Consider the following 23,934-nt stretch of genomic DNA (forward strand, 5'->3'; position numbering starts at 1 on the left):
TTGACCTTGAGAGACCTTTGCACATGAGTGACTCCGGCCGCGCCGATGCCCTTCTAGCCGACCTACCCAAGCACGGCCGTGGCCGGCTCAAAGTATTCCTCGGCGCCGCCCCTGGCGTGGGCAAGACCTACGCGATGCTCCAGGCCGCCCACACCCAACTGCGCCAGGGCGTCAAAGTGGTGGCCGGGGTGGTCGAGACCCACGGCCGCGCCGAGACCGAGGCCTTGCTGGGTGGCTTGCCCCAGCAGCCACTGCTGCGTTCGGAATACCGCGGGGTGATGCTCGAAGAGATGGACCTCGACGGCTTGCTCGCCACCAAGCCCAAGTTGGTGCTGGTGGACGAATTGGCCCACAGCAACGCCCCGGGCAGCCGCCACGAAAAGCGCTGGCAGGACATCCAGGAACTGCTTTCCGCCGGCATCAACGTGTTCACCACGGTCAACGTCCAGCACCTGGAAAGCCTTAACGATCAGGTGCGCGGCATCACCGGCGTGCAGGTGCGCGAAACCCTGCCGGACTGGGTGTTGCAGGAAGCCGATGAGTTGCTGCTGATCGACCTGCCATCGCGCGAGCTGCTGGAGCGCCTGCGCGATGGCAAGGTCTACGTGCCGGAGCAGGCGCGCGCCGCCATTGATGCGTTCTTTACCCAGACCAACCTTATGGCCCTGCGCGAGTTGGCGATGCAGACGGCCGCCGCCCACGTCGATGACGATTTGGCCCAGGGCTATCGGCAACTGGGCCAGGCCGCTCCCACCGTGCGCGGGCGCCTGCTGGTGGGGGTGGACGGCGATGCCGAGGCCGAGCGCCTGGTACGCCACGCCAGCCGTGTGGCCCAGCGCCGGCATTTGCCCTGGAGCCTGGTACATGTGGACAACGGCCGGGTGCGTGACGAACAGTCTCGGTTGCGCCTGCAAAACGCCCAGCAATTGGCCGAGCGCCTGGGTGGCGAAGTGGTGTTGTTGCGTGCCGGCGAGGTGGCCAAGACGTTGATCCAGCACGCCGCCGAACGTCGTGCCAGCCTGGTGCTGGTCGGGCAGTCGCGCCCGCGCTGGTGGCGCAGGATCTTCGGTGGCGGCTTGGCCGCGCGCTTGTTGCGCAATGCCCGGGGCCTGGAAATCAACGTCCTCGACAGCGATGGAGCACCCGCCGCACCGCGCTTGCCCGATGTACGTGGCCTGGTCTGGTTCGACTACTCCTTGGCGCTGCTGGCGACCGTGCTGGCCAGTGCGTTGGCGTGGGGCGTGTCGAGTATCTTGCCGCTGCCCAATATCTCTCTGGTGTTCCTCGCAGCGGTGCTGCTGGTGGCGGTTCGCAGCAGCCTGGGCCCGGCATTGGCTTGTGCGGCGCTGTCGTTCCTGACCTATGACTTTTTGTTTATCCCGCCGAATTTCTCCTTCGCCATCCAGCGTGAAGAAGATGTGCTGACGCTGTTGTTTTTCCTGCTGATGGCGGCGCTCACCGGCAACCTGGCTGCGCGCCAGCGTCGGCAATTGCAGGCCCTGCGCGACACCCAGGAAGAAACCAGCGAGCTGCTCGACCTGTCGCGCAAACTCACCGCTGCCACCGACCGCCAGGCGGTGATCAGCGCAGCGGCCCATCATCTGCAGGGGTGGAGCGATTTGCAGCTGTGCCTGGTCAATCGCGACGGGCCCAGTGAGTGGAAGGTCGAGACCGGTGGCCCGATCACCTTCACCGAGGCCGAGCGCGCCGCCGCCGACTGGGCCTGGCAGCACGACCAGCCGGCAGGCATGGGCACCGGGACCTTGCCATTTGGGCGTTGGTGGTGGTGGCCGTTGTCCGCCGAAAATGGTCCGCTGGGCCTGCTCGGTGTCAGCCCCAAGGCCGGCCTGGAACTCAGTGGCCAACGCCGGCGCCTGCTCACGGCCTTGAGCCAGCCATTGGCCCAGGCGCTGGCCCGTGCTCAGTTGGCGCAGAATCTGGAGGCGGCCCGTTTGCATGGCGAGACCGAACAACTGCGCAGTGCCTTGCTGGCTTCGGTGTCCCATGATTTACGCACGCCGCTGACCTCCATGCGCGGCAGCATCGACAGCCTGCTGGCCCTGGGCGAAGCCATTCCCCTGGAAGATCGTCGCGAACTGCTGGAAGGCACTCGCGATGAAGCCGAGCGCCTGGACCGCTATATCCAGAACCTGCTGGACATGACCCGTCTCGGCCACGGCGCCTTGAAGCTGGCGCGGGACTGGGTGTCGCCCGGTGATATCGTCGGCAGTTCTCTCGGCCGTTTGCGCGCGGTGCTGGCGCCGTTGCAGGTGAGCACCGATGTGCCGGCCGAGTTGCCATTGCTGTATGTACACGCCGCCTTGATCGAGCAGGCGTTGGTCAATGTCCTGGAAAACGCCGCGCGCTTTTCACCGCCCCATGGCCGCTTGCAACTGCGTGCCGGCGTGGCGGACCAGGCGTTGTTTTTCTCGGTCAGTGACGAAGGCCCGGGGATTCCCGAGGAGGAGCGAGCGAAGATTTTCGACATGTTCTACACCGCTGCACGCGGCGACCGGGGCGGCCAGGGCACCGGGCTCGGTCTGGCAATCTGCCAGGGCATGGTCGGTGCCCACGGCGGGCATATCAGCGTGACCGAGGGCATCGAGGGGCGGGGCACGTGCATCACTTTGTTCCTGCCGTTGCAGGCGCAGCCAAGCCTGGACAGTGAAGCGTGATACCCGGTGCGCTACTCTTATCTTTTTTTAGCGATTGTGACGGAACACCATGAGCCAGACTGCGACGATTTTGGTCATTGATGACGAGCCGCAGATCCGCAAGTTCTTGCGCATCAGCCTGGCCTCCCAAGGCTACAAAGTGCTGGAGGCCGGAACCGGTGCCGAAGGACTGGCCCAGGCGGCATTGAACAAACCGGACCTGCTGGTGCTGGACCTGGGCCTGCCGGACATGGACGGCCAACAGGTGCTGCGCGACTTGCGCGAATGGTCGACGGCCCCGGTGCTGGTGTTGTCGGTACGTGCCAGCGAAGGGCAGAAGGTCCAGGCACTGGACGGAGGCGCCAACGACTATGTGACCAAACCGTTTGGCATCCAGGAGTTCCTGGCCCGGGTCCGTGCGTTGTTACGCCAGGCACCTGCTGGAGAAGCCCAACAGGCGGCGCTGCAATTTGGCCCGTTGACGGTGGACCTGGCCTATCGGCGGGTGTTGCTGGACGGGGCCGACGTGGCCCTGACCCGCAAGGAATATGCCGTGCTGGCGCAACTGGCACGCCATCCCGGCCGGGTGATAACCCAGCAGCAGTTGCTCAAGGATATCTGGGGGCCGACTCACACCGAAGACAGCCACTACCTACGGATTGTGGTGGGGCACTTGCGTCAGAAACTGGCGGATGACCCGACCCAGCCGCGGTTTATCGTGACCGAGGCAGGGGTGGGGTATCGGTTGTTGGGGGCTGAAGTCTGAGGGAATGTGGTTGCTGGGCCGGCCTCATCGCGGGCAAGCCCGCTCCCACATTTAGATCTGTGAATACATTCAAGTGTGGGAGCGGGCTTGCCCGCGATAGGGCCCCAAGCCCCAGCGAAGATCTCAACTCTGCTCACTCTCATACCGATCCAGCGTATCACTGGCAATCTCGCGCCCCAGCGCGATCAATTCCGGTGCCTTGTAGAACTCGAAGAACCGGCACACCCGCTTTGGCACGTTGATCAGCACATCCGGCGGATAACCGGCGATCTTGTACTGCGCCAACGATGTCTGCATCACCTCGAAACTCTGGTTGATCAAATCCAGCAGCGACGCCGGCCCGACGTTGTCGATGATGAACGAGCCGGTAGCGGATTTCGGTGTGCCGGCAGCTTCCGGCGCGGCAGCCGGTTGCTGGGTCTCAGGCTCGGCGCCTTCGAGCCATGGATTGATATCGGCGGCTTGCGCCTGTAGCGCTTCCTGCTCCAGCAGCAACAAGTTCTCGGCTTGTTTGCGCCGAAACGGCAAGTGCGAGCCCAATGAACGCACCAGGCTGTCGAAGCGACTCTTGAATGCCGGTGGGCGTTGGATCACCGGCAGTTTGTAATGCTTCTGGTTGGTGGCGTTGAGGTTGACCGCAATGATCAAGTCGCAATGGCTCGACACCACCGGCACGATGGGCAACGGGTTAAGCAGGCCGCCGTCCACCAGCATGCGGTTGCCTTGCATTACCGGAGTAAACAGGCTGGGAATCGCCGCCGAGGCCCGCATGGCCTGGTGCAGGCAGCCTTCCTGGAACCAGATTTCCTGCTGGTTGGTCAGGTCGGTGGCCACCGCCGTGTAGGGAATGCGCAGGTCCTCGATATTGATCTCGCCGACGATCTTGCGGATCTGCCCGAAGACTTTTTCGCCGCGTATCGCCCCCAGGCGAAAGCTCACATCCACCAGGCGCAACACGTCCAGATAGTCCAGGCTTTCGATCCAGTTCCGATAGTCTTCAAGCTTGCCTGCCGCATAGACCCCGCCCACCACCGCACCCATGGAGCAGCCGGCGATACAGGCGATTTCATAGCCGCGTCTTTCGATCTCTTCGATCACCCCGATATGGGCATAACCCCGCGCACCGCCGGAGCCCAGGACCAATGCAACACGTTTTTTCATGACCGGATCCTTCGCAAAACAGCTGTCCACAATGCACCCATCGAGGGGGCTGCTTCAATCCTAGCTGACAAGAGTGATTATTTTCAGAAGCCGAGCTATTTGCTCGGGTATGCTTTGACCATCGGCGCTGGGCATTTCAGGCTGTGTGATAAGGCACTTTTCGATGTAGGCAACGTCTACATCCCACGACTGTTTTCTTTTCTTGAGGTGTCATTGATGAAAGCCTGGATGTGTTTGCCTGTGATCGTACTGGCCTTGGCCGGTTGTGCTGGTAAAACGGCCTATCGCGATAGTTGTGGCAGCCAGTTGGATTCTGCCTGGCGTGAGCTGGACTTGGCCAAGGCTGAAGGTTTTGCCGGGACGGTCAGCTATTCCAAGGCCCTGTCGTTGCTGACCGGTGCCAAGACCCAGCAACAATTCGAAGCGTTCGAAGGGTGCGCCAATAAAGCGGAAAAAGCCCGTTTCTATATCCGTGAGTCGCGCGCCGGGCGTTGATCCGAGTCAGCGCAACACGCCGGGGTAGTGGTTAAGGTGGTTCCAGGCGCCTGTTTTGCGCAGGCGTATGGACGTTGTTTAACAGGGGAAGCAGCATGTCGGCGTTGGTAGATCAGTTGGTCGCCCAGGTCATTGGCCTGGAAGTCGGATTGTTGAGTTGCCAGGCGCGCCTGGCGGCGGTGACCGATGACGAGGCGTTGCATGACTTGCGCACCACCGTGCGGCGCTTGCGCAGCTTGTTGCGGCCCTTGCGCGGGCTGCCCGGTGTCGAGCAACTGGAAGCGGCCGCCAGCGCGGTCGGCCAATTGACCACGCCGCTGCGCGACCGTGAAGTGCTGGCGGCGTACTTGCAGCAGCACGGCTATCACGAAGCTGCGGCGCGGCGCCTGCGCCAGCAGCCACAAACCTATCGACAGGTGGCGCGTAGTCCGCAAGTCGCACACCTGCTGCTGATCCTGGATGCCTTTCCCCGCTTTATCCGCGCGTCCGATCACCAAAAATTGCTCAAGGGGCTGCAGGCGCGCATCGAAAAACGGTTGGCCAAGCAGTGGCAAACCCTCGATGAGGCCCTGCACGATCCCGGTCACGACCGTCATCGCCTGCGCTTATTGATCAAGCGCGTCCGTTACGCGGCCGAGGCTTATCCGCAATTGGGGCAATTGCCGGCCAAGGCCATGTCCCGTCTCAAGTCCGCCCAAGGCGCGCTGGGGGATTGGCATGACTGCTGGCAATGGCTGGCGCAGGCCGAACATCAGGCGGATCTGCAACCTTGTGTTGCGGTCTGGCATCGCACCATGGCCCAGGCCGAAGGCAAGGCCGATCGGGTGCTGGATAAGCTGGCGGCGGAGTGTTTCTGATCCGGCGGCTTATCTGTCCGGTTTTTTGGCCGGAATAAGCGCTGTACCTGACTGGCACGCTGGTTAAGATCGCACAATCGATTTTCTTGATGTGAGGTCGCCATGCGCTTTAGTGATTTGCTCGACGCCGCCCGTAATAACCCGTTGGATGTGTCTATCCCGGCCGAGTGGGCCCAGGGCCGCGCCACGTTTGGCGGGCTGGTCGCCGCTTTGCAGTACGAAGCCTTGCGCGCCCAGGCGCCGGCAGACCGCCCGTTGCGTTCGCTGGCCGTGACCTTTGTCGGGCCGGTAGCGCCAGACGTATCGGCCAGCTATCAAGTGGAAGTGCTGCGCGAAGGCAAGGCGGTCAGCCAGTTGCTGGGGCGGGTGGTGCAGGGCGGTGAAGTCATGACCCTGGTCCAGGCCAGTTTCGGCGCATCGCGCCCTTCGGAGATCGATGTGCAGGCGTTGCCGGCGCCGACCTTCAAGCATTGGGACGAGTGCCAGGAACTGCCGTATATCAAAGGTGCGACCCCCGAGTTCATGCGTCACCTGGCGATGCGCTGGAGCGTCGGCGGCTGGCCGTTCACCGGCAACAAGTCGCGGGACATGGGCGGCTGGGTACGTTTGCGTGGGGATGTGAAGGAAGAACCCTTGACCGAAGCGCATATCCTCGCGTTGGTGGATGCCTGGCCGCCGGCCCTGTTACCGCATCTGAAGCGGCCTGCAGCGGGCAGCACCCTGACCTGGACCATCGAGTTCATCCAGCCGCTGGCGCAGTTGACGACCCTGGACTGGTGCCAGTACCACGTCGAGATCGAGCATGCCCGTGATGGCTACGGCCATGCCGCTGCCAAGCTATGGGGGCCTGACGGCCAGTTGATCGCCATCAGCCGTCAGACCGTGGTGGTATTCGCCTGAGCGGCCTTCAGTGGCGGTGGCGCTGACGCCAGGCTTGCCACCAGCCGCCACTGAGGACAAAGCGCGGAAAAGTCACGAACTGCTCGACCAGCAGGCGCTGTACCGCATCTTTACGATCACTGAACGGTTCGCTGGCCTGGGCTTCCAGGCTATGGCCATGGCGTTGCAGCGCCAGGCCGGCCAACACGCCGATCACGCCGATGGCAAAGCTGGCCAGGCTCAGGCTGAACACCCCGGACACAATCAGCAGAAACCCGACGATGAACAGCGGCACGGCAATCAGGTGCAGTACCAGATTGGTTGGGTGCTGATGATTCTGCGGGTAGGCGCGCCATTGCCAGGCCGGGAGATTGGGGTGACGTTTACCCATGATGATAAATCCTCTGTCCATTGATACTCGATGAGCAGAGTTTAGGTTGGGCGGGCAGGGTCGGCGAATTGGTGTTGGCTATGGGGGTTATAGCGATTTGATGGGATCCGCCAACGGCAAGCGTTGGCTGATCGGCAGGCAAACTTCACAACTTCAGTTGACCGATCGCCTTGTTCAACTCGCCGGCCAGGGTCGCCAGCTCGTTGCTGGTGGTCGCGGAATCCACGGTCTGTTGCACGGTGTTTTCCGTGACATCACGAATGCTCACCACTGCGCGGTTCATCTCTTCGGCCACGTGGCTCTGCTGTTCGGCGGCCACCGCAATCTGCGTGTTGCTCTCGCGCATCTGCGCCACGGCGCTGGTGATTTCGGCGAGTGAGGCGCCGGCTTCCTGGGCTTGCTGTACACAGTCATCTGCCTTGAAGGAGCTTTCCTGCATAAAGTCCACCGCGTCCCGGGTGCCGGCCTGCAGGGCCGAGACCATGCGAGTGATCTCATCGGTGGAGCTTTGTACGCGCTTGGCCAGGTTGCGCACTTCGTCGGCGACGACGGCAAAGCCGCGGCCCATTTCACCGGCGCGGGCGGCTTCGATGGCAGCGTTGAGGGCCAGCAGGTTGGTTTGTTCGGCGATGCTGTGGATCACGCCGACCACGCCGTTGATCTTCTGACTGTCTTCGGCCAGCTTCTGGATCATCTCTGCGGTTTGCTGCACGCCGGTGGACAGCCCGGCAATCGAGCGCTGGACCCGGGTCACCACTTCCTGGCCGCTGCCGGCCAGGGTGTCGGCGGTCTGCGACAGATCGCGTGTGGCGCCGGCGTGTTGGGCAATGTGATACACGGTGGCGGTCATTTCATTGATCGCGGTGGCAGCCTGGTCGGTCTCGCTTTGCTGGCCGAGCATGCCGTGCTGGACTTCATTCATGCTGCTGGCCAGGCGCGCGGCACCGTCGTCCAACAGTTTGGCGGTGCGCGCCACGGTACTGACTACCCGCTGGTAGCCGGCCTGCATGGCGTTGAACGCGCTGGCCATCTGCCCGACTTCGTCCTTGCACGCCAGGGGGACGCGGGCCGAGAGGTCGCCGGTTTTCTCAACATGTAGCATCACGTCTTTCAAGGTGTTGAGTTGGGCGAGCAAAAAACGGATCAGCAACTGCGAGGCGCAGAGCATCGCCAGCATCAGGATCAGAACCGCTACCGCGTAGTGGGTGAAGCGTTCGGTAAACACTTGGCTCAAGCTGGGTGCATAGGCCAGGACGGCGACTTGCTGGCCGTCGGCGCGGGAGATGACTTCGGCGCCCAGCAACGGGTTTTCGCCGAACAGCGGCATAGGGTTGAACTCGACCCAGCCATTGGCCTCACTGAGGGCGGACAGGTCCTGGTCTGCCAGTTCGGGCGCCAGGCCCCGCTGGAACACCAGCCAGTGTTCATCCTTGGGCAGCGCCTGCCCCGCCGGCCATGCGCCGAGCAAGCGGCCCTGGGCTTGTGCCGAGGCTTGGGAGGCATGGCTGCGGGCCTGTTGCTCAAGGTGCACGGCATACAGCACCAGCAGCAGCGTGGTGATGAAAGCGACCGCATTCACGGCCCAGAATTTGTACTTCAGCGAGATATTGCTAAGCCAGGCACCCATGGAAGGTTTTCTCTGATAGCGGAAACAGTTTTGGCAAGGTGCCATTATTGTGCCGCTATTCGAAAAAAGGGTGTTGATATGGGTCAATACGCCGCGTCAATCCAACGCAGGCAGGCCGAAAAACGCGCGGGCGCAGGCGGTGCTGTGTTGTGCCAGGTCTTCCAGGCTTTCTTCGCGGTGCTGGGCCACTTCACGCAAGACTTCCGGTAAATAGGCGGGTTCATTGCGCCCGTTCTTGGGTTTGGGACGCAGGGTGCGCGGCAGCAGGTAGGGTGCGTCGCTTTCCAGCATCAGGCGGCCTCGGGGGATTTCCCTGACAAGCGGGTGCAGGTGCGTCCCACGCCGTTCGTCACAAATCCAGCCGGTGATACCAATATGCAGGTCAAGGTCGAGGTAGCTGAACAGGGCGCGCTGCTCGCCGGTGAAGCAGTGCACCACGGCGGCGGGCAGATGGTCGCGGTAGTCGCGCAGGATCTCCAGCAAACGCTGATTGGCATCGCGCTCATGGAGAAACACCGGCAACTGCAATTCGACGGCTAATGCCAGGTGGGCTTCGAGGACTTTTTCCTGCTGGGGGCGTGGTGAGAAATCACGGTTGAAGTCCAGCCCGCATTCACCCACGGCGCGTACCCGGTCCTGGCTGAGCAGGTCACGCAGTTGCCGGGCGCTGTCGGCGTTCCAATCGCTGGCGCTGTGGGGGTGAATGCCCGCGGTGGAGAACAGCCGTTGGGCGCTTTCATCCCAACGCTGGCACAGTTCCAGGGCCTGTTCGCTGCCTTGCACACTGGTGCCGGTGACAACCAATTGGCCCACGCCGGCGGCATAGGCGCGGTCGAGCACGGCCTGGTGTTTGTCGTCGAAACTGGGGTTGGTCAGGTTGACGCCAATATCAATGAGTTGCATGGTGCTATCTCCGCCTGCGGCCGGAAAGTCTATCAGAGCTGTAGATTTATAAGAAAAACCTAGAACTACAACGAGTTATCGCTGTCTTTGAACGTCGCAAGTAACACCGTGGTTGGCCGATGAGCTGCTGCTGTGACACCCTTGCGCCCAAAGTCTGTGCCTCTGGCGCTCTGTTTCTGTCCCCCAATGTGACGTTTTCCACGGTGCATGGGGCCTTGTTCTTTCCGGAGAGCGGATGATCCGACCCTCGGCATTGCTCATGGTATGCCTGACGCTGCTGCTGCCCACTGCGGCGGTTGCGCGCCTGGACGGGCCGCTGGAAGTGACCAAGACGGGCAAGGTCCGCGACCTGGCCGAAATCCGCAGCAGCCGCACGTTACGGGTGCTGGTCAACCAGAGTCGCAACAGTTCCGGTGAAGTCCAGGGGCAGTCCATCGGTGCTGAATACCATCGCCTGCGCGCCTTCGAACATTACCTTAATGGCCGGGCCCGTGACGGCCAGGAAATCAACCTCAAGATCATTCCCAAGGCCAAGGACCAATTGCTGGGGGCGCTGGCTCGCGGCGAAGGCGATCTGGTTGCCCCCGGTGAATTGCTGGATGCGACGGGGGCGCACAAGATCAGCAGCAGTGACCCGATTGCCAGCGATGTGCCGCTGTGGCTGGTGGGGCTCAAGGGCGAGCGGCGGTTTACCCGGCTGGAACAGTTGTCTGGGCGCACTTTGGCCTTGACCACTGGCAGTGCGGCGGGGGAGGCGGTCAATCAGATCAACCAGAAACTGGCGCTGCGCAAACTGCCGCCGGTCAAGGTGGAATGGGTGGACCCCAGCCTGGCGGTGGAGGATGTGCTGGAGATGGTCCAGGCCGGGATCTTCCATCTGACCATTGTCGAGCGACCGATTGCCGAGCGTTGGTCCAAGGTCCTGCCCAAGCTGCGTTTTGATCGGCAAGTGGCGATCAGCGAGCCGGGCGAAGAGTACTGGTTCGTGCGCCAGGATGCCTCGATGCTACGGGCGAGCATTGATCGCTTCCTGAAAACCTACAAGACCCCGTCGGACCAGGATGTGGCTTTCCAGCGTATCTATCGCCGTCTCTATAAGGTGCGCTATCCCCTGGCGCGGGCTGATCGCCAGCGCCTGGAAAAGCTGCGCCCGGTGCTGCAAAAGCATGCCCGGGAACAAGGCATGGACTGGTTGAACCTGGCGGCCCTGGCCTACAAGGAATCATCGCTCAATCCTGCGGCGAAAAGTGGCAGCGGGCCGACGGGCCTGATGCAGATCACCCCGTCAGCCGCCCAGCGGGTCGGGGTCAACAATATCCAGACCCTGGACAGCAATGTGCAGGCGGGCGCGCGCTACCTGGCGCTGATTCGCCGCAAGTTCTTCGCCAGCCCCAAACTCAACGAGCGCGAGCGCATGGCGTTCGTGCTGGCGGCCTACAACATGGGGCCGGAGCGGGTACAGGGCATGCGTGCCGAGGCCAGGCGCCGGGGCTTGAACCCCAATCAGTGGTTCTTTCAGGTGGAGCGCATCGCCATGGAGCAGGTCGGAATGGGCGGTGTCAGCTATGTTAATAGCGTGAACAAGTATTACTTGGCCTTTGATCGGGAACGGGACTCCCTGGAGCCGGTGTCAGCGAAGATTGTCTCGCGAAAATAATCGATATTATCGATATGATTTAGGCATTTTTTCCGCTTTTATCATTATTTAAACTGATTAATATAGCGGCCAACCAACCCCTACATTGAAAGGATTGTCAGCATGAGCCCATTGATCAAAAACATTCTGTCCACCCGCGCAGGCTACGGCCTGACGGTACTGCGGATTTTCGTCGGCATCATTTTTGCCGCCCACGGTTCGCAGAAGCTCTTTGGCTGGTTCGGTGGTGGTGGCTTGGCGGGGACGGCGCAGTGGATGGAAAGTATCGGCCTGGCACCGGGCACTCTAATGGCACTGTTGTCGGGCGGTACCGAGTTCTTTGCCGGCCTGGCGCTGATCATCGGTTTGCTGGTACGTCCAGCAGCGCTGGGCTTGGCCTTTGTCTCGCTGGTGGCGATTTTCTCGGTGCATATCAGCAACGGTTTGTTCATGGCCAACAACGGCTACGAGTTCGCCCTGGCATTGCTGGGCGGTACAGTGGCGGTGCTGTTTGAAGGGGCTGGCAAACTGTCTGTCGACCGCGCAATCGCCAATTGATCCTGCTAACGCTCCTGTAAAGGCCCGCCCCGTGCGGGCCTTTTTCGTTGTACGGGATTCTTGACACTTCCCCACCGGCTTCTCTAGGATGCTGCATGCGCCGATTTAAACAGCTAATTGCGGGGCGCCACAGGGACTCGATGCAGCCCCGACAGAAGCCTGCTCCAGGTTTCGAAATACCGCTAAAGCGCTGGTTCGGTGTTGCCTCTCACCTGCCCGCAGACTTTTGAGGCAGAGACACGACACGATGAATGCACTACGACCTCTTGTACGCTTGGCCCCGATCACTGCGGGCCTGACTCAGCGCAATCCGAAAATTCTTCTTGGCGGCAAGCACCAGCCGACGCTGCTGCGTTATCTGGATGGCTGGCCCCGGCGCACGGGTCGTCCTTCGGCTTTCCTGATCCAGTTTGTCGAAGACGGCGAGTCCCTGGCGCGTTTTGCCACGAACAGCTTTGATCTGGCGGTGATCCAGGCGCCGAACGCCGAGGATGCCGCTGAGTTCATCCAGCACCTGACCCGCGTGGCGCGCCAGGGCTTGATTACTCGGCGGTAACCCGTACGGCTCAGTAGAACGCTGCGGTAGGCGGATGATGGCGACGTCGCTGCGAGATGAAGATCCCCAGGCCCAGCAGGCTTACTATCAACGGAACGGTGGTGAGAGTGAGCAGTGCCACAGTGAGTTCGAGGCTGCGGACGTTCCTGTAGGCATCCCTTTCCAAGGTGTGAAGCTCCAAGCGTAATCGCAGGCGTTCTTTGTTTAACGCTTGCAGCAACGTATTGGAGGAGATGGCCTGACTCCCCAGCATTGATGACGGCGTGTTCAGCGACTGCCATTCTTTTTCTGCCTGGTCCAGGCGTTGCTCCAGAAGGGGGGCTTTTTTTCGATAGGACTGCGCGGCCTCGTTGCGCAACCTGTCCAGCAAACCGAGTGGTTGCCGGTCGCTCGCACGAGGGCTGATAGCGCTTAGTGTGTCGGGCGCAGCCAGGTTATCCAGGGTATTGAAGACAAACCTGGCATTGCCCGGAAGCCGTGCTTGTTGTCCGTTGGCATTGCGTGCGGCCAGCCAGACGCGGTCACTGAGCAGGTCAGTGTCGGCCACTACCACCACATGGATGTTGGCGGCCTTTTGCAACGTTGCTTTCTGACCATTGAGACCGTCAGGAAAGGCGGAATAGGCGGGCCCTTCTATGCGAGCGGCGATCACATTCTGCCGGCCGCGAGTGGTTGCCTCGCTGAGCATGGCGTCAAATGCGTCCTGTTGAGCGAAGCGTGCCCCATCGAACGTGCTGGCTTGTCTGGAACTCTGGAGTAGCGCGGTGAATGTGATGCGGCTTTTTTTCAGTGGCGTGAGCGTGCCGGGATTTAACAGCGTTATGTTGTCAACGCCCCAGGTGCTGATATCGTGCCGGGTCATCGCCTCTCTGGTCAGGGTGAGCGCCCCGGGATGGCGTACGGGCGGCAGGCCGCTCGCCAGTACTACCGGGGTTGCATAGAGGTTGTCTGCCAATACCTTGTTTGCTGGCATCTGCACGCCCCACGCCGCGAGCAGGTTTTGCTGGCCTGAGGTGTCGGCGGTTGAGCCCGGGTCATTCAGGGGGTCGATAAACATCATCAACTTACCCCCACCCAGGACAAATTGATCAATGGCAAACAGTGTCTGTTGCGGTAGACGATCGGGATGGATGACCATCAAGGTCTTTACATGCCCGGGGATGCGCGAGATGTCGCTGCCCAGGCTCATCAGATTAAACTGACTGCGGAGTGCCTTGAGTAACTGCCACGAAGGTGCGATTTCCTGGTTGGGTTCATCCCGGCTGCCGTCCATGGCTAATCCGGAGAGTAGCCCGATTATGGGTTGTTCCTGGCGCGCGACGTTGTGGATCAGGCGACTGATCTCATACTCCAGGAAGCCCGCCTGGGCAGGGTCGAATCGTTCGATTTTCTGAGGTTCATGGTTGGTACGGGTCCCGATGAGGCCAAACAGCCCATGCTTGCTATCCAGGCCCAATAACTCAGCCTTGTACTCATCTTCTGAAAAGGGTTTAGGGTCAATCAGGTGCAGCGTAACGTTGCCCTTTGACGCGCTTTCATAGGCCTTGAGTAGCAGGGCGATGTACTCGCCATGGCTTTTCAAGGCTTCACTTTTTGGGGGATGGCTTGCGTTGAAAAAATACAAGTCCATGGGGGTTTCAAGTGCCGCGAGCAGGGCGTTGGTAGACGGTGACAGGGTGTGGATTTTTTTCTCTGAGAGGTCCAGCCTATAATTGGGCAGCTTCAGTGCCCATACCAGATTGAAGGCGAGAAAAAGCAGGGCGATGACGATCAACGTCACACCGAAGTTCATAAGGTTCCTCATGGGAATTTCCTTCCTCAGCTTTTTCTGAAATTTAAAATAAGGGTGGTCGCGGTGAGGAAGGCAATGATCATGCTTATGAAGTACGACGTGTCTTGTAGCGTCAGAAGACCGCTGTCTATCGTACTGAAACGTATTCGTGGATTGAGTGAAATCAAACTGTCAACTACCCAGATGGGGGCCTGATGGGACAACATATCCAATACTGACGATAAAGTGCTTGCTGTCAGTAACAGCGCGAGTGTGATGCCGAAAATAATCAGGCGGTTATAGGCCATGACACAAACAAGGCAGGCGAACGAGAGATAGGCACCTGCCAGTAGCCAGCTCCCTATGAATTGAGCCAGTATGGTTGAATTGTCTGCTATGACCAGGTAGTTAATGGTAATGACCAGTGGGAGCGTCAGTGAAAGCGTTAGTGCGCAAAGGATCCAGGCGGCTAGAAATTTACCCAGTGTCAGTTCTAGGGCTGATACTGGCAGTGTGTTTGTAAAGGAAAAAGCATTGTCTTTGTACTCGTCCGACCAAAGTAGAGTGGAAATAAATGGAATGAAAAAAAGATAAAGCCATGGGTGGTACTGAAAGAAAGCGTGCAAGTTTGTTGGCGTATTCTCCAGGAATTTTCCTACATAAAAACCGAGCGCAGTGTTGGCAATCAAGAAGATCGCGATGCCAAAATACGTGGACGGGGTCGACAAGTAGTTACTCAGTTGTCGTTTGAATATCACGGGTAGACGTTTCAATTGGGCGCCCCCTGGCTCAAATGGTGGATGACATCGCTCAGGCGTCCCGGCTCAAGGCTCAAGGTATTGATCTTCCAGCGGCGGTTGGCGACCAGGGCGTTGACATGTGGGTAGATGATTTGCCCCGGCATCGCGAGTACTGTCACGCTGCCGTCGGCATGCCGGTCTTCTTCGATGCCAGCCACCCCCGGAAGCACGGCCAGTGCCAGGAGGTCCAGGGGGGTATCGCCAGCCAGGGTGATTGCCTGGTAATGACGCGAACTACGTTGTAGCTCGGTGATGGGGGCATCGGCCAGTAATCTACCCTCGGACAGAACCAGCGCCCGTTGGCAGATACAGGAGAACTCTTCTGGATTGCGTGAGGCGATAATGACCGTCATGTCTTCGGTCAGCGACTGGATAAGCGTCCCGACCTTTTGTTTTTGTAGGGGGGCCAGGCCTTCTGTTGGTTCATCGAGTAGCAGTAGCCTGGGGTCATGCAGGATGGCTTGGGCCAGCGCCACTTTGCGCTGGTGCCCTGGAGGAAGGGCTGCGATCGGCGAGTCAAGTATTCGCCAAAGCTCCAGGCGGGTGATGGCTCGATCGACCATCTTGCGCTTTTCCAGGCCATGGAATCCGCGGACTTCGGCCATGTAACCCAGAAAATTTTTTACCTTCATGTCGCCATGGCCGAGTGCGGATTCAGGCTGGTAACCTATTATTTTTTTTGCCTTTATGGGGTGGGTAGAGATATTAATATCATATATTTTCATAGTGCCGGAGGTTGCCGGAATTGCGCCTGAGAGCAATTTGAGTAGCGTGCTTTTGCCAGCACCATCATGTCCAAATAACCCTAGGCATTCCCGGGGATGGGCGCTAAATGACAAGTTGTCGATGGCCGTCGCCCGTCCTGTTTTTTTTGTTAGATTTGTTATTTCGATCATTGGGTTTTCTACTTGGTTGTTTGCCTGGGTATGCGAGTATGCGGTGGCCTCAATAAGCCTGTGTCTTTAGGTTGAAAAATTCCGAAGGTTGAAGGCGAAAAGTATTGATCAAGTGTTTCAGGTGCGGCTTTGTTAAAAAATGGTACGTTCAATAGGATCGCTTGGAAACGCTGAGGTGCTGAAATAAGGGAAGTCCTACATGTGGCTCAATCACTCGCTGAAACAATTGTGTTGCTCTTGATGTGGTGTTGATTTTTATTTGATAGATGGCGTGTATATGAAGTACTACCGTAATGGAGTCCGACACTCATGATGCTTCTACGTACTCTTGTTCTTGAACACTCTGGTCATGATTCCCCGGTTAACGGTGCATTGCTCTGTTGCTTTGCGATACCCCAAATCGCTTCGAACTTTCTTGTCTATAGCCTGGACGAAGAGGTTGAGCCGGGGAGCTCTCGGGTCTATATCGCCGCCCTGCGCAAAAAGGCCGAGCGTTATTTTCTTGGCGGCATCGAGTCCAAGGAGAACCTGCAACTGGCGATGAGGGTCCTCAAGCAGATCATCACCCTGGCCACGGGGTCCGGTGTCAAGGATGGCAATACCTCAGAGGCACAGGTGCCTTACCACTTCATTGACCTGAAGGGTAGCAAGCTACCGACGGCTAGACCGGAGGATCACCACTCGCTGATGATCAAGAAGGCATTGGTGATGAAGGTGATCACCCTCGGAACGTCAGTCATTGGTCTACCCGCGATTGAGAGTACCGAGTTGATTGTGCCGTCTATTCGTTTCTCGTCAAAAATGGTGTCGCCTCCCAGTACGGCAGATGGCACTGAGGCTGTGGCGCAGGGGGCGGATGAGGAACCGTCAGTCGTCTTGCCGGTGGCAGCGCCTGCTGACCTATTGCCTCCCCCGCCTAAGGAGTCGGTGCCGCAGGTGCCCGCTCCGCGAGTGCAGCAGCCTGTTACGCCGCCAGAAGCCGTTTCGTCAGTCGTGGCCCGGGATCAGTCCTCCCTGCTTGAAGTGGACACCACGCTGACCAATCTTGCCCGTGTGGCGCAAGAGTTGACGCAACAAAAGCGTGCAGTGTTCCAACAGCAGGAGGAGCTTGAGCAGCACAGAAGTCAGTTGCTACGGGAAAAGGCCGCACTGGAGCAGGCCAATCAACAGCTGGCCGTACTGGAGTCAGCCTTGCAGCAGCGAACCGAAGCGTTGAATGGGCGTGAGGAGCACCTGGCCCAGGATGCGCAGTTGCAGCAGGCAGAACAACGCCGCCTGGAGAGCTGGGCCCGCCAGTTGGAAGAAGAGTCGTTCAGGCTACAAGCGTTGGATAGGGCATCGCAGCAACAGGCTGAGCAATTGGCGACCGGACTGGGGCAGTTATCGGGTTTCAGAGGTGATCTGAAGGGGTTACTTTATCGCTTGGACGGAACCTTGTTTCCGGTTGAGAAAGTTGACCGGCGGCAGGGTGCGGATGCAGGCAATGTGCCTGGTCCTGATTGACCAGGGGAATCAGGCCTGGCTACTTTCTGGCGTTCATTTATCATCAAAGCCGACCGATTGCCGTCAGGCAGCCAGTGCATTCTTGGCTGATGCAGAGGTGGTTTGAACCAATGGACATTTCCTGGGGATGTGACGCTTTTGAGTACCAAGCTGATTACCAAAGAAGGTCATGAGGCGCTGAAGAAAGAGCTTGATTACCTGTGGCGAGAAAAGCGTCCCGATACAACACGCAAGGTCACTTGGGCTGCCTCGCTGGGAGACCGCAGCGAAAACGCCGACTACCAGTACAACAAAAAGCTGCTGCGCGAAATCGACCGCCGGGTGCGTTACCTGCGCAAGCGCCTGGAAGATATGCGGGTGGTGGAATACATGCCCGAGCAGGAGGGCAAGGTATTCTTCGGGGCCTGGGTGGATATCGAGAACGAGCAGGGCGATACCAAGCGTTTTCGGATCGTGGGCTATGACGAAATTTATGAGCGCATGGATTACATCTCCATCGACTCCCCCATGGCCAGGGCCTTGCTGCGCAAAGAGGTGGACGATGAGGCCATTGTGCAGACGCCCGGCGGCGAAATGTGCTGGTGGATCACCGGCATCGAGTACATCAGGTAGGCGCCGGCTTGCCGGCGATGGCGCCAGGAAGAACGCCGTGATGCAGTGAGCCGGCTCCCACAAGGGGGCCGGCTTTTTTGTTTCAGCCTTCGCGCAATACCGTCAGCGGGCTGGCGTTCAGCGCACGGCGTGTACCGAACACCCCCGCACCGCCGATCAAGACCGCACCAATCACCGGAAGTACCAACAACCAAGGGTGAGGGTGCCAGACCAGGTCGAACGCATAGCGATACAGCACCAGGGTCACCAACTCGGTACCCAGCGCCGCCAGCAGCCCACTGACCGCACCCAACAGACCAAACTCGATACGCCGGGCCTTGACCAGCAACTTGCGCTCCGCCCCCAGGGCGCGCAACAAGGCGCCCTGGCGGATGCGTTCGTCCAGGGTGGCCTGCAGGCCGGAGAACAGCACCGCCATGCCTGCCGCCAGGACAAACAGCAGCACATACTCCACGGCCAGCGTGACCTGGGCCAGGATGCTGCGCAGTTGGGCCAGCAACGCCTCGACCTGCAGGATGGTGACTGCCGGGAAGGCCCGGGACAGGTCGACGATCTGCTGGTCATGGCCGGCGGCCAAGTAGAAGCTGGTCAGGTACGTGGCCGGCAGGTCCTTCAGGGTGCCAGGTTGAAAGATCATGAAGAAGTTGGGTTGGAAGTTGTCCCAGTTGATCTCCCGCAGGCTGGTGACCCGGGCCTCACGGTTTTCCCCGCCAACGGTGAAGACCAGGTGGTCATTGAGCTTGAGCTTGAGGCTTTCGGCGACCTTGGTTTCTACCGAGACACCCGGTATTTCATCCTTCGGCTGATCCGCCCACCAGGTGCCCGATGTCAGGGTGTTGCCCGGGGGCAGGTTGGCGGCCCAGGTCAGGCTCAAGTCCCGCTGTATCGCACGATCGCCACTGGAGTCCTTGCTGACAATTTCCTGCACGGGTTCGCCGTTGATGCTGATCAGGCGCCCTGGTACCACCGGATATAAGGGCGCTGCCTGTGCTTGCAACTCCAGCAGGCGGGCACCGAAGGCGTCCTTGTCGGCCGGCAGGATGTTGAGCGCGAAATAGTTGGGGGCATCCTTGGGCAGTTGGTTCTGCCAGGTGTCCAGCAGTTCTCCACGCAGCAGGGCGATCAACCCCATCGACAGCAGGATCAGGCCGAACGCCAGGGACTGGCCCGCCGCCGCCAACGGGTGGCGCAATAACTGGCCCAGCCCCAGGCGCCAGGGCAGGGCTGCACGCGCCAGCAGGCGGCGCAGGCTTTGCAATAGCAGCAGGAGCAGGCCGCCGAGGAGCAGCGCGGCGATAACCCCGCCGCCCAACAGCGCGAAGGTCAGCACCAGGTCCAGGCTCAGGCGCCACATGATCAGGCCCAGGGCAAACAATGCCGCGCCATACACCATCCAAGTGCTGGAGGGGATCGGCAACAGGTCGCGCCGCAGAACCCGCAGTGGTGGTACGCGGCCCAGCGCCGCCAGGGGCGGCAGGGCAAAACCGGCCAGGGCTACCAGCCCGGTACCGATGCCGGCGACGGCTGGCAGCAATCCGCCAGGCGGGACATCTGCCGGCAGCAGATCGTGCAACAGGTAAAACAGCCCCAACTGCGCCAGCCAGCCAAGTGCCGCACCGGCGAGGCTGGCCAGCAAGCCCAGGACGGTCAGTTGCAGGCTGAACAGCAGCATGGTTTCGCGCCGCGACAGGCCCAGGCATCGCAACAGTGCACTGGCGTCGAAGCGGCGGCTGGCAAAGCGATTCGCCGACAGGGCCACGGCCACCCCGGACAGCAGCACGGCGACCAGGCTGGCCATGTTCAGGTAGCGCTCGGCCTTGCCCAGGGCACCACCGATTTGCTGGTTGCCGTCCCGTGCATCCTGCAGGCGCTGGTTGGCCGCCAGGCCAGGTGTTATCTGGTCGCGGTAGGTTTGCAGGGCGGTACTGGCTGGCGGCGCGCGCCACAGCTCGCGGTAGCTGACGCGGCTGCCTGGCTGGACCACGCCGGTGGCCTCAAGGTCGGCCAGGTTGATCATCACCCGTGGGGTAAGGCTGTAGAGGTTGCCGGCCCGATCCGGCTCATAGGTGAGGACGCGGGTCATGCGCAGGGCTTTCATGCCGACGTCGATGCTGTCGCCGACTTTCAGGTCCAGTGCGGTCAGCAGGCGAGCCTCGACCCAGGCCTCGCCGGGTTTCGGGCCGCCGCCCGAGGTCTCTTGCGCGAACGGTTCAGCCGCGCTTTTCAGTTGGCCGCGTAGCGGGTATTGCTCGTTGACCGCCTTGATACTCGAAAGCTGAATGCCGTTGTCGGTGGCGATGACACTGGAGAACTCCACCACCCTGGCGTGCGTCAGGCCCAGTTGCGTGCCGCTGGTTAACTGCTCGGAGCGGGCCGGGGAACTGCCCTCCAGCACCAGGTCGGCGCCGAGGAACTCGGTGGCGCGCAGCAGCATCGCGCCGTTAAGCCGCGCACCGAAATAACCGATGGCAGTGCTGGCGGCCACTGCCACCAGCAGGGCGAAGAACAACACGCGCAACTCACCGGCACGGGCATCGCGCAGCAATTGGCGCAGGGCAAGGCTGAACAGGCGTAACAGCGGCAGACGTGCCATCAAGGCTCCAGGGGCTCGACCATCAGGCCGGCTTCAAGGCGGATCAGGCGTCGGCAGCGGTGGGCCAGGCGCTCGTCGTGGGTCACCAGCACCAGAGTGGTGCCGTTTTCTTTATTGAGTTCGAACAGCAAGTCGCTGATGCGCTCGCCGGTATGGCTGTCGAGGTTGCCGGTGGGTTCATCGGCAAACAGCACGTCCGGCTCGGCGGCGAACGCCCGGGCAATCGCCACTCGTTGCTGCTCGCCACCGGAGAGCTGGCGGGGCGAATGGGTCAGGCGCTGGCCCAGGCCGACCCGTTCGAGCAAGTGCCGGGCGCGTTCGCGGGCGTCCTTGCGCCCGTCCAGCTCCAGGGGCAGCATGACGTTTTCCAGGGCGTTGAGGCTGTCGAGCAATTGGAACGACTGGAACACAAAACCGACGTGTTCGGCGCGGATGCGTGCCCGCTGGTCTTCATCCAGGAGGCTCAGGGCCTGGCCGGCGAGGGTGACTTCACCGCTGCTGGGCAGGTCGAGCCCGGCCAGCAGGCCAAGGAGCGTGGATTTTCCGGAGCCGGAGCTGCCGACGATAGCCAGGCTATCGCCCTTGTTCAGTTCCAGGCTCAGTTCGTGCAGGATGGTCAGTTCACCTTCCGCGCTGGGAACCACTTTGCTAAGGTTCTGCGCGGTGAGAATGCATGCGCCCATGGAGAATCCGATGCGAATATGGTTTTTGAGTGCTGGCCTGGCCCTGATGTGCATGGCCCAGAACGCAGCGGCGGGTACTGTCCTGATCGTTGGCGATAGTATCAGTGCCGGTTTCGGCCTGGATACCAGCAAAGGGTGGGTGGCGCTGCTGGAGCAACAGCTCAAGAAGGAGGGTTTTGACGACAAAGTGGTCAACGCCTCCATCAGCGGCGACACCAGTGCTGGAGGCCTCGCGCGGCTGCCGGCGGCGCTTGCAGAGCATAAGCCAGACGTGGTGGTTATCGAGTTGGGTGGTAACGACGGCTTGCGCGGGCAGCCCCCGGCGCAATTGCAACAAAATCTTGCGTCGATGATTGACCAGTCCAAGGCCGGCGGTGCCAAGGTGCTGCTGCTGGGGATGCAGTTACCGCCCAATTATGGCCCGCGATACACCAAGGCATTTGCCGAGGTCTATGGCGTGTTGGCCAAGGAAAAAAACGTTCCCCTGGTGCCGTTTTTCCTTGAAGGCGTGGGGGGGCATCCGCAGATGATGCAGGCTGATCAACTGCACCCGGCAGTCGGCGCCCAGGCCAAGTTGCTGGAAAATGTCTGGCCGACGCTAAAACCGCTGTTATGACGCTTTTCTAGCAGCGGTCTTTCGGCTAAGGTGGCGCCCCCGATTTGGAGCCCCCGATGTCGTCGCGTCCTGCCTGGTCCCTGTTTGCCTACCAACTGATCGAGCCCGACGAGCAGTTGGATCTGTTCGCCTGCCAGGAAGTGAAGGTGCATCTGGTGACGCGCCAATTGGAGCTGGGCGGCACCATCGACCGCACGCTCTGTGGCACATTGCTGCCTGCCCAGCCACGCTGGTCCTCGGTGGATCGCTCGATCTTCCAGGATCAGCGCCTGTGCCCCCTGTGCCGGGCGATTCTTGAATCGCAAAAACGCGGCACACCGCCTATCTGGCCTGAGCTGCGCTTCGAGCTTTAAGGGCCGCTACACGCTACAATCGCCATTTTACCCCCCGTCGATCTGCGAAGGATTTCCCGGATGTTGTCGCGCCTCCCTGTCGTCACCCGTTGCCTGTCTCTCGCTGCCTTGTGTGCAGCCGGTCCTGTTGCAGCCCTGCAACTGCCCCTGCCACCGCCGGGTGAAGACATTGTCGGCCAGGTCCAGGTGATCAAGGCCAAGTACGAAGACACCTTTGCCGACCTGGGGGTGACATATGACCTGGGCTATTCGGAGATGGTCGCGGCCAATCCGGGTGTCGATGCCTGGCTGCCGGGGACCGGCGCCGAGATTGTATTGCCGACCCGTTTCATCCTGCCGCCGGGCCCCCGGGAAGGCATCGTGATCAACCTGGCCGAGTACCGCCTGTACTACTATCCCAAGGGTCAGGACGTGGTGTACACCTTCCCGCTCGGTATCGGTCGCGAAGGCTGGGGCTCGCCGATTGCCCATACCAGCATCATCGCCAAGACCCCCAACCCGACCTGGACCCCGCCTGCGTCGATCAAGGCCGAGCACGCGGCTGACGGTGACCCGCTGCCCAACGTGGTGCCGGCAGGTCCCGACAACCCCCTGGGGCCATTCAAGTTCACCCTGGGTACGCCGGGCTACCTGATTCATGGCTCCAACAAGAAGTTTGGCATTGGTACCCGTACCAGCCATGGCTGCTTCCGCATGTTCAACAACAACGTGCTGGAGATGGCCAAGATGGTTCCGGTGGGTACGCCTGTGCGGATCATCAATGACGCCTACAAGTTTGGCATCAGCGGCGGCAAGGTTTACCTGGAGGCGCATGCGCCATTGAACGACGATGGCACGCCGTCGGTGGTCGACAAGCACACGGCCGTCATCAACGCGATGCTCAAGCGCGAAGACCTGGCCAACAACCTGCGGGTCAATTGGGATGAGGTGCGTGATGTCGTGGCGGCCGAAGATGGCTTGCCGGCGCAAATCGGCGAGCCGGGCGAGGCACCTATGGTCACCAGCGCGCCGGGCGACTTGCTGCAATAACGTCACCCAATAGAAGCCCGCCACGGATTATTCCCTGGCGGGCTTTTTATTGCCTGGGATCCGGTGCCGAATTACGGGCAATAAAAAGCCGATCCAAAAATGGATCGGCTTGATAACAATCCCGAGGGATTATTACTTGCGGCTAGCTTTTTCAAGCATGCGCAGAGCGCGCTCGTTAGCTTCATCAGCAGTCTGTTGTGCTTTTTGAGCAGCAGCCAGAGCTTCATCAGCTTTACGGTAGGCTTCGTCTGCACGGGCCTGGGAGCGAGCTGCTGCGTCTTCAGTTGCAGTCAGACGAGCTTCGGTTTCTTTGGAGACGCTGCTGCAACCGGTAGCCAGAACTGCGGCCAGAGCCAGAGCAGAGAATTTCAGAACGTTGTTCATCGTGTTCCCCTTCAAGGACTTTCTATTTAATGGCTACTATCTCAGAGTGAGCTAATAGCCGGCGTACATACTACCCATTACTTGTAGTAAGTAAACTGACGTAGCGCAAGAAGCAAAAAAAATTCTTGTACCGCATCTATTTTGGCTAATCTTTAGCGAGTTTGTATAAAAAATGTCCAGTCTTTGATGCGCAGTCAAAGATTGGATCCAG

23 protein-coding genes are annotated in these 23,934 nt (G+C 60.3%); 13 read left to right on the forward strand and 10 right to left on the reverse strand.

Annotated features, from left to right (window positions below; all coding sequences use genetic code 11):
• The first annotated feature begins 23 nt into the window (after positions 1-23).
• Both FJD34_RS08815 and FJD34_RS08820 read left to right on the forward strand, forming a co-directional pair.
• Positions 24-2,675 (forward strand): sensor histidine kinase, encoded by a 2,652-nt coding sequence (locus tag FJD34_RS08815; protein ID WP_090291550.1) that lies wholly within the window; start codon positions 24-26, stop codon positions 2,673-2,675.
• A 49-nt stretch (positions 2,676-2,724) separates the two neighbouring features.
• The gene (locus FJD34_RS08820) at positions 2,725-3,420 is read left to right on the forward strand and encodes a response regulator (RefSeq protein ID WP_032863102.1); all 696 of its coding nucleotides are present in this window, start codon (positions 2,725-2,727) and stop codon (positions 3,418-3,420) included.
• A gap of 123 nt (positions 3,421-3,543) precedes the next feature.
• Here the strand turns inward: FJD34_RS08820 and FJD34_RS08825 are convergent, their stop codons facing one another.
• Positions 3,544-4,581: a patatin-like phospholipase family protein gene (locus FJD34_RS08825; protein WP_090291548.1), complete on the reverse strand. Its 1,038-nt coding sequence runs from the start codon at positions 4,579-4,581 to the stop codon at positions 3,544-3,546.
• A 216-nt stretch (positions 4,582-4,797) separates the two neighbouring features.
• Between FJD34_RS08825 and FJD34_RS08830 the strand changes: the two genes are divergently transcribed.
• The 3 genes from FJD34_RS08830 (at position 4,798) to FJD34_RS08840 (ending at position 6,833) form a co-directional block, all read left to right on the forward strand.
• Positions 4,798-5,076, forward strand: a complete 279-nt coding sequence (locus tag FJD34_RS08830) for a hypothetical protein (RefSeq protein ID WP_032863097.1) — start codon at positions 4,798-4,800, stop codon at positions 5,074-5,076.
• A gap of 95 nt (positions 5,077-5,171) precedes the next feature.
• Positions 5,172-5,933: a CHAD domain-containing protein gene (locus tag FJD34_RS08835; RefSeq protein WP_032863095.1), complete on the forward strand. Its 762-nt coding sequence runs from the start codon at positions 5,172-5,174 to the stop codon at positions 5,931-5,933.
• A gap of 102 nt (positions 5,934-6,035) precedes the next feature.
• Entirely contained in the window at positions 6,036-6,833 is a 798-nt protein-coding gene (locus FJD34_RS08840; protein WP_065942598.1) for an acyl-CoA thioesterase, read from the forward strand.
• A 7-nt stretch (positions 6,834-6,840) separates the two neighbouring features.
• Here the strand turns inward: FJD34_RS08840 and FJD34_RS08845 are convergent, their stop codons facing one another.
• The 3 genes from FJD34_RS08845 to FJD34_RS08855 all read right to left on the reverse strand — a co-directional run bounded on the left by FJD34_RS08845 (position 6,841) and on the right by FJD34_RS08855 (position 9,733).
• Complete coding sequence (locus FJD34_RS08845) at positions 6,841-7,203, reverse strand: Mpo1-like protein (protein ID WP_032863091.1); 363 nt, start codon at positions 7,201-7,203, stop codon at positions 6,841-6,843.
• Between the two features lie 145 nt (positions 7,204-7,348).
• Positions 7,349-8,830 (reverse strand): methyl-accepting chemotaxis protein, encoded by a 1,482-nt coding sequence (locus tag FJD34_RS08850; RefSeq protein WP_032863089.1) that lies wholly within the window; start codon positions 8,828-8,830, stop codon positions 7,349-7,351.
• Between the two features lie 96 nt (positions 8,831-8,926).
• Positions 8,927-9,733 (reverse strand): TatD family hydrolase, encoded by an 807-nt coding sequence (locus FJD34_RS08855; protein ID WP_032863087.1) that lies wholly within the window; start codon positions 9,731-9,733, stop codon positions 8,927-8,929.
• 235 nt (positions 9,734-9,968) lie between these two features.
• On the opposite strand from FJD34_RS08855, the gene FJD34_RS08860 reads away from it, so the two are divergent.
• The 3 genes from FJD34_RS08860 to FJD34_RS08870 all read left to right on the forward strand — a co-directional run bounded on the left by FJD34_RS08860 (position 9,969) and on the right by FJD34_RS08870 (position 12,483).
• Positions 9,969-11,390: an MltF family protein gene (locus tag FJD34_RS08860; RefSeq protein ID WP_032863084.1), complete on the forward strand. Its 1,422-nt coding sequence runs from the start codon at positions 9,969-9,971 to the stop codon at positions 11,388-11,390.
• A gap of 102 nt (positions 11,391-11,492) precedes the next feature.
• On the forward strand, positions 11,493-11,927 hold the full coding sequence (locus FJD34_RS08865; RefSeq protein ID WP_032863083.1) for a DoxX family protein: 435 nt from the start codon (positions 11,493-11,495) through the stop codon (positions 11,925-11,927).
• A gap of 247 nt (positions 11,928-12,174) precedes the next feature.
• Entirely contained in the window at positions 12,175-12,483 is a 309-nt protein-coding gene (locus tag FJD34_RS08870; RefSeq protein ID WP_032863081.1) for a hypothetical protein, read from the forward strand.
• 10 nt (positions 12,484-12,493) lie between these two features.
• Here the strand turns inward: FJD34_RS08870 and FJD34_RS08875 are convergent, their stop codons facing one another.
• The 3 genes from FJD34_RS08875 to FJD34_RS08885 are packed head-to-tail and all read right to left on the reverse strand — an operon-like array spanning position 12,494 to position 15,950.
• Entirely contained in the window at positions 12,494-14,275 is a 1,782-nt protein-coding gene (locus FJD34_RS08875; RefSeq protein ID WP_223232706.1) for a Gldg family protein, read from the reverse strand.
• A 26-nt stretch (positions 14,276-14,301) separates the two neighbouring features.
• Positions 14,302-14,982 (reverse strand): ABC transporter permease, encoded by a 681-nt coding sequence (locus tag FJD34_RS08880; protein ID WP_308425969.1) that lies wholly within the window; start codon positions 14,980-14,982, stop codon positions 14,302-14,304.
• Between the two features lie 41 nt (positions 14,983-15,023).
• Complete coding sequence (locus FJD34_RS08885) at positions 15,024-15,950, reverse strand: ABC transporter ATP-binding protein (protein ID WP_090291541.1); 927 nt, start codon at positions 15,948-15,950, stop codon at positions 15,024-15,026.
• Positions 15,951-16,259: 309 nt separating this feature from the next.
• On the opposite strand from FJD34_RS08885, the gene FJD34_RS08890 reads away from it, so the two are divergent.
• Both FJD34_RS08890 and greB read left to right on the forward strand, forming a co-directional pair.
• The gene (locus FJD34_RS08890; protein WP_174553287.1) at positions 16,260-17,453 is read left to right on the forward strand and encodes a hypothetical protein; all 1,194 of its coding nucleotides are present in this window, start codon (positions 16,260-16,262) and stop codon (positions 17,451-17,453) included.
• 138 nt (positions 17,454-17,591) lie between these two features.
• On the forward strand, positions 17,592-18,065 hold the full coding sequence (gene greB, locus FJD34_RS08895) for a transcription elongation factor GreB (protein ID WP_032863073.1): 474 nt from the start codon (positions 17,592-17,594) through the stop codon (positions 18,063-18,065).
• A gap of 82 nt (positions 18,066-18,147) precedes the next feature.
• Here greB and FJD34_RS08900 read toward each other — a convergent pair whose 3' ends face one another.
• Positions 18,148-20,658, reverse strand: a complete 2,511-nt coding sequence (locus FJD34_RS08900) for an ABC transporter permease (RefSeq protein ID WP_032863071.1) — start codon at positions 20,656-20,658, stop codon at positions 18,148-18,150.
• Positions 20,658-21,341 carry an ABC transporter ATP-binding protein gene (locus tag FJD34_RS08905; protein WP_032863069.1) on the reverse strand — a complete coding sequence of 228 codons (684 nt, stop codon included), beginning with the start codon at positions 21,339-21,341 and terminating at the stop codon, positions 20,658-20,660. The genes FJD34_RS08900 and FJD34_RS08905 overlap by 1 nt, the downstream gene beginning before the upstream one ends.
• Before the next feature lie 10 nt (positions 21,342-21,351).
• Here FJD34_RS08905 and FJD34_RS08910 point away from each other — a divergent pair, with 10 nt between their 5' ends.
• From FJD34_RS08910 to FJD34_RS08920, 3 genes are read left to right on the forward strand one after another with little or no spacing between them, the layout of a single operon-like run.
• Complete coding sequence (locus FJD34_RS08910; RefSeq protein WP_032863067.1) at positions 21,352-21,957, forward strand: arylesterase; 606 nt, start codon at positions 21,352-21,354, stop codon at positions 21,955-21,957.
• Positions 21,958-22,013: 56 nt separating this feature from the next.
• On the forward strand, positions 22,014-22,310 hold the full coding sequence (locus FJD34_RS08915; RefSeq protein ID WP_029297976.1) for a hypothetical protein: 297 nt from the start codon (positions 22,014-22,016) through the stop codon (positions 22,308-22,310).
• A 60-nt stretch (positions 22,311-22,370) separates the two neighbouring features.
• On the forward strand, positions 22,371-23,339 hold the full coding sequence (locus FJD34_RS08920) for a L,D-transpeptidase family protein (RefSeq protein ID WP_032863065.1): 969 nt from the start codon (positions 22,371-22,373) through the stop codon (positions 23,337-23,339).
• Positions 23,340-23,471: 132 nt separating this feature from the next.
• Here FJD34_RS08920 and oprI read toward each other — a convergent pair whose 3' ends face one another.
• Positions 23,472-23,723 carry an outer membrane lipoprotei OprI gene (gene oprI, locus FJD34_RS08925; RefSeq protein WP_003172710.1) on the reverse strand — a complete coding sequence of 84 codons (252 nt, stop codon included), beginning with the start codon at positions 23,721-23,723 and terminating at the stop codon, positions 23,472-23,474.
• Positions 23,724-23,934: the final 211 nt, after the last annotated feature.

This window comes from Pseudomonas brenneri, assembly GCF_007858285.1.
GTDB classification, from domain to species: domain Bacteria; phylum Pseudomonadota; class Gammaproteobacteria; order Pseudomonadales; family Pseudomonadaceae; genus Aquipseudomonas; species Aquipseudomonas brenneri.